Source organism: Streptomyces sp. NPDC005899 (assembly GCF_040629645.1).
In the GTDB taxonomy this organism is placed as follows: Bacteria; Actinomycetota; Actinomycetes; order Streptomycetales; family Streptomycetaceae; genus Streptomyces.
On sequence record NZ_JBEXWB010000286.1, the window covers coordinates 1 to 8402 of the forward strand.

Below are 8402 nucleotides of genomic sequence, written 5' to 3' on the forward strand. Positions count from 1 at the left end.
GGCCGGCCGGAACGGCGCGGTGGGCGGAAAGCCCCCACGCGCAGGGGCACACGGATGTGCGCCCCGTGTGAAAGGCGCGCTGCCCACCCCTCGTACGCTCCCTGGACGCACCGGTTGGACGGGCGGACGGTGGCCCCACAGAGACGGCCACCCGGTAGCGAGTCCCGCTGCCGGGCCTTGGAGCACCACCGGCCCTGTCGCTCCCACGGCCGCGCACTCAAGGGCTCACGGAAGGGTCCCATCGTGACAGAACGTATCGGCACCACCGGCAGGACGGGCCCGCGTGCCGCGCTCGCGGGTGTGACAGCACTCCTGCTGCTCCTGGCCGGTCTCCTCACCGCCGCAGGGCCGGCCGGCGCACGCGAGAGCGGACTGCTGGACGTGACCTGTACCCCGCCCAGCAGCGCCAACGTCACTTACAACCCGCCGCTGTCCAACACCCCGCAGGTGAGTACCGCCTCACTGAGCTGGCAGTTGGGCCCCTGCGTCTCCACCTCGGTTCCGGGTCTGACGTCGGGCACCCACTCCGCGGTCAACCCGCCCCGTGAACGGACCTGTCTGGAGCTGCTCAACACCGCGGCGGAGACCAGGACGATCACCTGGAACACGGGGGCCACGAGCACCCTGTCACTGAACCGGACCACGACGGTGGCAGGCGCGGTCCTGGTCGTCACCTTCACCGGAACCGTCACCAGCGGCCTGTTCGCCGGTGACACCGTCGTGGCGACACAGACCGGCCCCGCCACCGACATCCTGCTGTGCACCCTCGGACTGGGAACGGTCTCCGGGGTCTATTCGGCCATGGTCGTGGAGATCACCTCCGTGTGATCCCCACGTCGGCCCAGCGCCTTCAGCCCTTGGCACTGTGTCCAGGTGACGAGCGCGTGGCGGGGTGCATGAGGGGGGCGGGAGGGCCTTTCTGTCGGTGTGGACGTCGTGATCCACGCCGAACCGGAAGGCCCTCACCCGTTTCACCATCCCTCGGCCGAGGGATGGTTGCCCCGTCCACGACCTCCCCGGACAGATCGGTCAGGGCAGACGATGGTCCGCGTTCAGCACCGCACCGCGTTCGGGGCGGTACAGGTCGTAGCCGCGCGTGTCGCACTGCAGGCCGCCGACGATGCAGTGGTCGACCAGGGCCTTGAGGGTCCGCTCCTCCCACGCGTTGAAGAAGTCGTAGTGGAAGGAGTAGCCGCGGCCGCTGGCCAGGTGGACCTGGCTCATGTCGCCGTTGACCGGCCACGCCATCTTGAACTCGATCATCGGCAGGGCGACCGGGTGGGAGGCCGGGCACATGTTGTCGTTCGTGCCGGGCTTGACGACCGTGTAGGCCATGTGGTCCTGGTGGTTCGGGGTGTCCAGGTACTTGCCGTCCCAGCAGCTGGGGGCCTGCATGCGCAGGTTGAGCTGGACGTCGGGTCGGTTGGGACAGGTAGCCGGAATGTCGGTGTTGAAGAAGCTGTCACCGCATTCCCAGCCCTCGACGAAGCCCTTGTGCGCGCGGAACTCCTGGGCGGTCTGCATCGGATTGCCGACGACGAACCGTAGCCCCTTGGGGAACGGGCGGACGCTCCGGTAGTCGGTGACGCCGGCCTTGTAGTAGATCACCTGGGGGCCCACGGGCAGGATCTTCTGGTCGCCCTTGTACAGCGAGGGCATCCAGTAGGCGGAGGCGTCCGCGGGCGCCTTGCACGTGGTGTTGCCTCCGTAGAGCGAGCCGGTGGTGCTGGCGGCGTCGGTGGAGGTGTTGCCCATGAACGTGTGGTCGTGGGACTTGCCCGGCTGGCCCGGGTAGACGATCGGGTCGTCGGGGGCGGTGTGGGTCACGGAGCACCCGGCCTGGAACTCGTGGTGGTAGGCCGGGGGCGGGACCGCCTGGGACGGAGTGACGCCGGTGACCTGCGGGACCGCGGGGATGTAGCCGTCGCCGTCTGCGTCGTCGCCCGACACCTGGGTGGAGGCGGCCATCCGGTGTCCGGTGTGGTCGGCGGCCGCGGCGACGGCGGACGGGGCGCCCCCGGTCGAGTCGCTGGCCGAGGCCACGGTGCCGATGCCGAGGACGCCGGCGATGAGCGCCGTGCCCAGGAGGAGTGCGGGGAGTTGCTTCGGACTCGATCTCATGTGGGGATCTCCTGCCCGTGGAGGGCCGCGCGTGCGTGAAGGCGCCACGCGGCCGGTGGGGTGGACCTGTGCGGTAATGCCGAGGTGGCGGAGCCCTTGCGGTGGGCCCCGCCACCCGTCATGGGGTTCGGCCTCGTCAGCTGTAGACGCCGAACTCGTGAAGGGAATAGCCCCACCCGGTGCCCCGGGCCGTCAGCTGGAGGCGGACGTGCCGGGCGGTGGCGGAGACGTCGAGGGTGTCGATGTCTCCGTTACCCGTGGTGGTGGAGTGGACCGTGCGCCAGGTGGTGCCGTTGTCCGAGACCTGCACCTCGTAGGACTTGGCGTAGGCGGGGTCCCAGACGAGCTGCAGCGTGCGGATGGGCTTGGCTGCGCCGAGGTCCACCTGGATCCACTGCGGATCGCTCCAGTCACTGGCCCACCGGGTGGACGGGTTGCCGTCGGTGGCGTTGGCGGCCAGGCACGGGCAGTCACCGTACTGGGCCTGGGCGGAGGAGGCGGTGGTGGGGCGGTTCAGCGCGAGGTTGGTGCCGGTCACCGGCGGGGCGACGACCTTCACGGACTTGGTCTCGATCCCGGCGTTGCCGTGGCCGTCCTCGGCCTGGACGTAGACCTTCCAGACGCCGAGCTTCTCGGGCGCGGTCACGGCGAAGGTGCCGTTGCCCAGGGAGCGGTACTGCGGCGCGATCAGACGCTTGTCGTCGTTCGCGTAGTTCCCGCTGAGGAAGATCTTGGGCGTGACCGGGTCACCGTCGGGGTCGCGGATGTCGGCGTGAACCGTGAACTCGCGGCCGGCCGGGGCCGAGGAGGCGGGAGTGACGGTCATGTTCGAGATGACGGGCGGGGTGTTGTCACCTGCCGTGGATCCGGTGTACGCCTTCTTCACGGCGTAGTACGACAGCCGCTTCAAGCCGTCGGGCAGGAGGTTGAACCAGATTCCCCCGAAGTCGTGCTCGAGGCCGTAGTGGAACAGGGTGGCGCCGAGGGCGACGCCCCGGTGACCGGTGACGCAGCCCCAGGCCTTCGTGTACCCGTCGGCCTTCTGGACGTCGGTCGGCTCGTCAGGGATTCCGTTGACGTCGTCGGGAACTTCCCACTCGCCGGCGGGACCGCCCTCGGTGATGATGTAGGGCTTGTCGTAACCGCCGTCGATCCAGTCCTGGCGCACCTTGCAGAGGTTGCCGTAGGAGTTCATCGAGTACAGGTCGAGGTCGGGGGCGTTGCGCTTGTAGTACGGCCAGGCGCCGGTCCAGGCGTCGGTCGAGGTGACGGGGTGGTCGGGGTCGAGCGAGTGGATCTTCTTCGCGACGTCGTTGACGAAGGAGGTGTAGGCGTTGCGCTGGGCTTCCAGCTCGGTGCCGCTGTAGCAGTTCTGCAGACCGAGGACGGATTCGTTGCCGACGTTCCACATGAGGGTCGCCGGGTGGGACTTGTAGGTGTCGACCCACTTGGCGAACTCGGTGAGCGCGTTGTTCTTGTAGGCGGTGTCCGTCACGTAGTTGACGCAGCCGCCTGCGCCGGGGCCGCCGCCTGGCTGGAGCCAGAAGCCGTTGACGACCTTGAGTCCCTGCGTGGCCGCCGCGTCGAGCAGCGGCTTGGAGGCCGCGTCGGTGCCCCAGGTGCGGACGGTGTTGACGCCCATGGACTTCAGGTCCGGCATGTAGCGGGGGGCGTCGGCCATCGCCGGGCCCCAGGTGAGGCCCTTGACCGTGTACGGCTGTCCGCCGACGGTGAGCTGCCAGTTCCCCTGCGACCCGGTCACCTTGACCGCGCCACCGGGAGACGGATTGGTACCGCCGCCCTCACTGCCGTAGACCTGGAACTCCCACAGGGAGTACCCGTAACCGCCGGCGCGGGCGACGCCCTGCATGCGGACGTACCGGCCCGATCCCGAGACCGCGATCTCGTCCGTTCCGCCGTCGCTGCCGGCCACCGTTTTCAGGGTCCGCCAGTCGGTGCCGTTGTCGGAGGCCTGGATCTCGTAGTTCTTGCCGTAGGCGGCCTCCCAGGTCAGGACGACACGGCTCAAATTCTTGCTCGACCCGAGATCGACCTGGATCCACTCACCGTCCTGCCGCGCACTCGACCAGCGGGTGCCGGTCAGGTTGCCGTCGACGGCCGCTCCCGCGGCGTACGCCTCGCCTTCCTGCGACGAGGCCGTGGCGGGCTTGCCCTGGGAGAGAAGCGCCTCCGCCGCCTGTGCCTGAGGGGACACGGCCAAGGTCAGCGAGGACGCCAGGAAGGCGCCGAGCATCGCGAGGGACATCCCACTGCGGCGGCGGGAAGGGGTGAACAGGGAAGGAGGGCTGGACACGTGTGCTCCTGGCTGCTTCGTGGCGCCGGGCGCAACGCACCGACCGCAGGGGCCGGCCTTGCGTGCGGCGTTTCTTGTGGAGGGCAGATACACGGTGCTGCGGTGCGAGCCCTTCCGGGCCGGGCCGCGGGGACTTGAACACCCGGCCCGGAAGGGAATCATGGGTCCTCACCACCGGTGGCGTGAGGCGTGAGGCCGGCTCAGGGGTAGGAGACGACCGTCGAGGGAACCGTGGACGTGCCGGAGGGGATGGTGGACGCCCCGGTGTCGTTGATGACGTGGTTGTAGTGGCCCATGCCGCCGAGCGACACCACCAGGAGGCTGTGGAACTTCACACCCGGCTTGACCGGTGCCTTGAAGCCGTGGTCCTGGACGATGGTCGAGTCCACGTTGTAGTTGCAGTAGCTGCCGAGCCCCCACGCCTCGTGGGTGCTCACCGAGTCGTCGACCCGGTAGGCGGCGTACCCCTTCGTCGTGCCGTTCTGGATGGCCGCCTGGTTGGGAGCGTCGTAGGCCTTCTCGTTCTGGTAGAAGACCGTGCGGCCACGCTCGCCGTACCACTCGACGTCGTACTTGTTGAAGTGCTCCACGAACAGGCCGGTGGCGAGGACGTCGTCGCCGTTGACACGGACGCCGTAGTCCGCGCGGTTGGTCTCCCAGCCGACGCCCTCGCCGTGGTCGGCACGCCACACCCAGGTGTGGTCGATGATGGCGTCGTCACTGTTCACGACCACGCTGGTGGTGGCCTTGCCCGCGCCCGCGCCGCCGACGCGGATGTACACGTCCTGCACGGTGGTGGGGTTGGCGGCGTGGTCCGCGCCGGCGCCCTGCGGGCCGATCTCCAGCAGCGTCGGGGAGTTGACCGGCCCGGCGTCGACGAGGAAGCCGGCCAGCCGGACCCCGTCGACGTCCGCGACCTTCATCGCGGTCACGCCGTTGTCCGGGATGATCGTGGCGAGGCCGAGGCCGAGCACGATGGTGTTCGCGCGGTTCACGTTGATCGTCCGGTCGACGTGGTAGACGCCCGGCGTGAACAGCAGGTTCAGGCCCTGGTCCAGCGCCTGGTTGATCGTCGCGGCCTTCGCACCCGGCTTGACGACGTAGAACTTGCTCAACGGGATCGACTCACCCTGCGGGGTGCCGTTCGCCCACGTCGTGCCCCGGGCGTTGGTCCGCTTGGCGGGTGCGAACACCTTGTACTGGTCGCCGTCCAGGTAGAGATAGGGCTTCTCCCGGGAGATCGGGGTGGTGTCGAGCGTGGTGTAGCGGGGCTCGGGGAAGCCGGTGGCGGGAGCGCCTTCGACACCGGAGAAGGTCTGGTTCCACACGCTGTTCGACCAGCCGCCGATGGAGCTGTCCCGGGTGTACCACTGCTGTTGCGAGTAGTTCCCGACCTGGCCGTCGACCTTGGAGTCGGCGATGTAGCCGCCGCTGGCCCAGCCGTAGCCGTCGGGCGCGAGGTTGAGGCCGCCCTTGACGTGCATGCGGCGGAAGGACGATGCCTGGGAGACGGCCCACCGGTCGGTGCCGTTGGCCGGGTTGACGGCCAGGCCCTCGGCGCCGCGCCAGAAGTTCTGGGTGGCATTGCCGTTGAACCAGCCGGCGTCGACCGTCACGTCGCCGTTGATGGTGGTGTCGTCGGGCCTGAGGCCCAGGCCCGCGATCTGGGTGTAGAAGCCGATCTGCGCGTTGAGGTTGTTGTACGTCCCGGGCTTGAAGAGGAAGGCGTGCCGGCCTGAGCCGAACTGCGCCGACTCCTGTTCCCGGAAGACCTCGTCCAGCTTGGCCTGGATACCCGGCGTGGACGGGTCCACGATGTGCACGTTCGGGCCGAGGTCACCACCGCCGGGCAGGGTCGGGCCGCCGGCCTCTCCCCCGCCGAACACCTGGAACTCCCAGAGCGAGTACCCGTATCCGGTCGCTCGCGTCACACCCTGCATACGGACGTACCGGGCCGTGCCGGAGACCGCGATGGTCTCGGTACCGCCCGCCCCGGCCGCGGTCGAGTACGCCGTCGACCAGTTCGTACCGTCCGTGGACAGCTCGATCCGGTATGCCTTGGCGTAAGCCGCCTCCCACCGCAGCACCACCTGGCTCAGGGCGACGGAGTTGCCCAGGTCCACCTGGAGCCACTGCCCGTCGGAGGCCGCGCTCGACCAGCGGGTGCCGAGATCCCCGTCGACCGCGCCGGCCGCCGCGGTCCCGTAGTGCTCCTGGCTGGACGCCGTGACCGGCTTGCCCTGGGACAGGAGCGCCGGGGCGGCCTGCGCCGTCGTCGCCGGAACGACCGAGAGGAGAGTGGCGGCCAGCGCGGTGACGACAGCACCTGCCAGGCCACGCCGCACCCGCTTGGGAGCGGGGGGTGGAGAAGTCATGGGCATGCCAATACTCACAGGAAGGACTCCTTGAAGCGGAAACAGCGCGTGGGAGAGCGCTCTCCCATGACTGTGCCGCCCGCGGTGCATGCGGTCAATATCTCTGACACGACTTTCCTTCCGTATTGAGTTAACCCGTGGTTTTCATCTGACCGTGCCCTACGGCACTCACATCTGAAGGGGCGTCGGTGCGGGGGTGCTCTCAGGACGCCGGCCGCACGACCACCTTCTTCCGGGCGGACGCCTCGGCCGCCGGCCTGCTCCCGATGGAACGGCGCGGGCGCGCGCGGACCGGCCGACCGTTCCCGCGGGTGGGGCGGCAGACCCAGACGTCGCGCTCGCGGGACGCGAGCCGGCGGCGGAAGTGGGCGTCGACGGCGTCCGCGACGCCTTCGGCGGATGGCGCCCTCCCGCACCCCCGCACCGTGACGGCCCCGACATCCGCCCGCCCCGACCTCTCCGACGCCTCCCCTGCCGTCACCACCGCGCCGTGGCGGCACGGCCGCTGCGGTCCCGGCGACGCGCGGGACCGGCCGGGCACACCTCGGTCCCCGGAGCGCCGACGGGGCTCGTCCCGCCTCCTCACCCGCCACGTGAGCCAGGCGCCCGGAACTGGTGCCGCGTTCCCGGGTGACCCGATCCGGACTTCCACTGCCACAATGCGCACGACCAATCCGACGTTCGCGCGGCCCCGGATTACAGGGGGATGTCCGGCCCGGTCACGCCAACAGGAGAAGCATTGTGAAGCAACCAGCACAAATCACCGAAAGCCCTTCTGCGAAACCAGATCTGCAGCACCTGCTGCACGAGGTGGCGCTCGGTGATCAGGAGGCGTTCACCGCGGTCTACGACGCCGTGGCCGGCTCCGTCCTCGGTGTCGTCCGGGCGGTCCTGCGCGACCAGGCGCAGTCGGAGGAGGTGGCGCAGGAAGTGCTGGTGGAGGTGTGGCGGACCGCCCCCCGCTATCGGCCCGAGCGCGGCTCGGCCATCAACTGGGTTCTCACCCTCGCTCACCGGAGGGCGGTGGACCGGGTCCGGTCGGTGGAGGCCGCAGCGGCCCGCGACACCAAGGCCGCCCTGCTCGAGCATCAGCCCGCGTACGACGAGGTGACCGAGCAGGTGGAGAGCCGTCTGGAGCGGGAGCAGGTGCGGCGCTGTCTGCGTAACCTGACCGAGTTGCAGAGCCAGGCGGTCACGCTCGCCTACTACCGCGGCCTGACCTACCGAGAGGTCGCCGAGGCACTGACGCTGCCGCTGGGCACGGTCAAGACCCGGCTGCGTGACGGACTCATCCGGCTGAGGGATTGCTTGGGGGTGGCCGTGTGAACACGACCGATCTGCACAGCCTGACAGGCGCGTACGCGCTGAGCGCACTGCACGATGACGAACGCGCTGCTTTCGAGCGTCACCTGACAGCGTGTGACTCCTGCGAACGCGAGGTTGCGGAGTTCGCGGCGACGACCGGACGTCTGGGCCTGGCCTCCAGGGTGCGCACGCGCCCCGAGATGCGGGAGCAGGTCCTGCGGCGCATCACCACCGTCCGGCAGGTGCCGCCCGGCGCCGCCCCGTTGCAGCGGGTGCGCCGTGGCGCG

6 protein-coding genes are annotated in these 8402 nt (G+C 69.6%); 3 read left to right on the plus strand and 3 right to left on the minus strand.

Annotated features, from left to right (window positions below):
- Positions 1 to 243: 243 nt before the first annotated feature.
- Positions 244 to 828: a hypothetical protein gene (locus ABZ371_RS25080; RefSeq protein ID WP_358683519.1), complete on the plus strand. Its 585-nt coding sequence runs from the start codon at positions 244 to 246 to the stop codon at positions 826 to 828.
- A 201-nt stretch (positions 829 to 1029) separates the two neighbouring features.
- Here ABZ371_RS25080 and ABZ371_RS25085 read toward each other — a convergent pair whose 3' ends face one another.
- From ABZ371_RS25085 to ABZ371_RS25095, 3 genes are all read right to left on the minus strand, one after another.
- Complete coding sequence (locus ABZ371_RS25085) at positions 1030 to 2121, minus strand: DUF1996 domain-containing protein (RefSeq protein WP_358683521.1); 1092 nt, start codon at positions 2119 to 2121, stop codon at positions 1030 to 1032.
- Between the two features lie 136 nt (positions 2122 to 2257).
- The gene (locus ABZ371_RS25090; RefSeq protein ID WP_358683527.1) at positions 2258 to 4387 is read right to left on the minus strand and encodes a discoidin domain-containing protein; all 2130 of its coding nucleotides are present in this window, start codon (positions 4385 to 4387) and stop codon (positions 2258 to 2260) included.
- Between the two features lie 248 nt (positions 4388 to 4635).
- Entirely contained in the window at positions 4636 to 6810 is a 2175-nt protein-coding gene (locus ABZ371_RS25095; protein WP_358683529.1) for a discoidin domain-containing protein, read from the minus strand.
- Positions 6811 to 7551: 741 nt separating this feature from the next.
- Between ABZ371_RS25095 and ABZ371_RS25100 the strand changes: the two genes are divergently transcribed.
- On the plus strand, positions 7552 to 8136 hold the full coding sequence (locus ABZ371_RS25100) for a sigma-70 family RNA polymerase sigma factor (RefSeq protein ID WP_358683523.1): 585 nt from the start codon (positions 7552 to 7554) through the stop codon (positions 8134 to 8136).
- A partial coding sequence (locus ABZ371_RS25105) for a zf-HC2 domain-containing protein (RefSeq protein ID WP_358683525.1) occupies positions 8133 to 8402 on the plus strand: 270 nt, incomplete at its 3' end. The genes ABZ371_RS25100 and ABZ371_RS25105, both read left to right, overlap by 4 nt.

Coding starts and splice junctions, on each gene's coding strand:
- ABZ371_RS25085 (WP_358683521.1), bottom strand. CDS start 2,121: ATGAGATCGAGTCCGAAGCAACTCCCCGCACTCCTCCTGGGCACGGCG.
- ABZ371_RS25090 (WP_358683527.1), bottom strand. CDS start 4,387: ATGTCCCTCGCGATGCTCGGCGCCTTCCTGGCGTCCTCGCTGACCTTG.
- ABZ371_RS25095 (WP_358683529.1), bottom strand. CDS start 6,810: ATGACTTCTCCACCCCCCGCTCCCAAGCGGGTGCGGCGTGGCCTGGCA.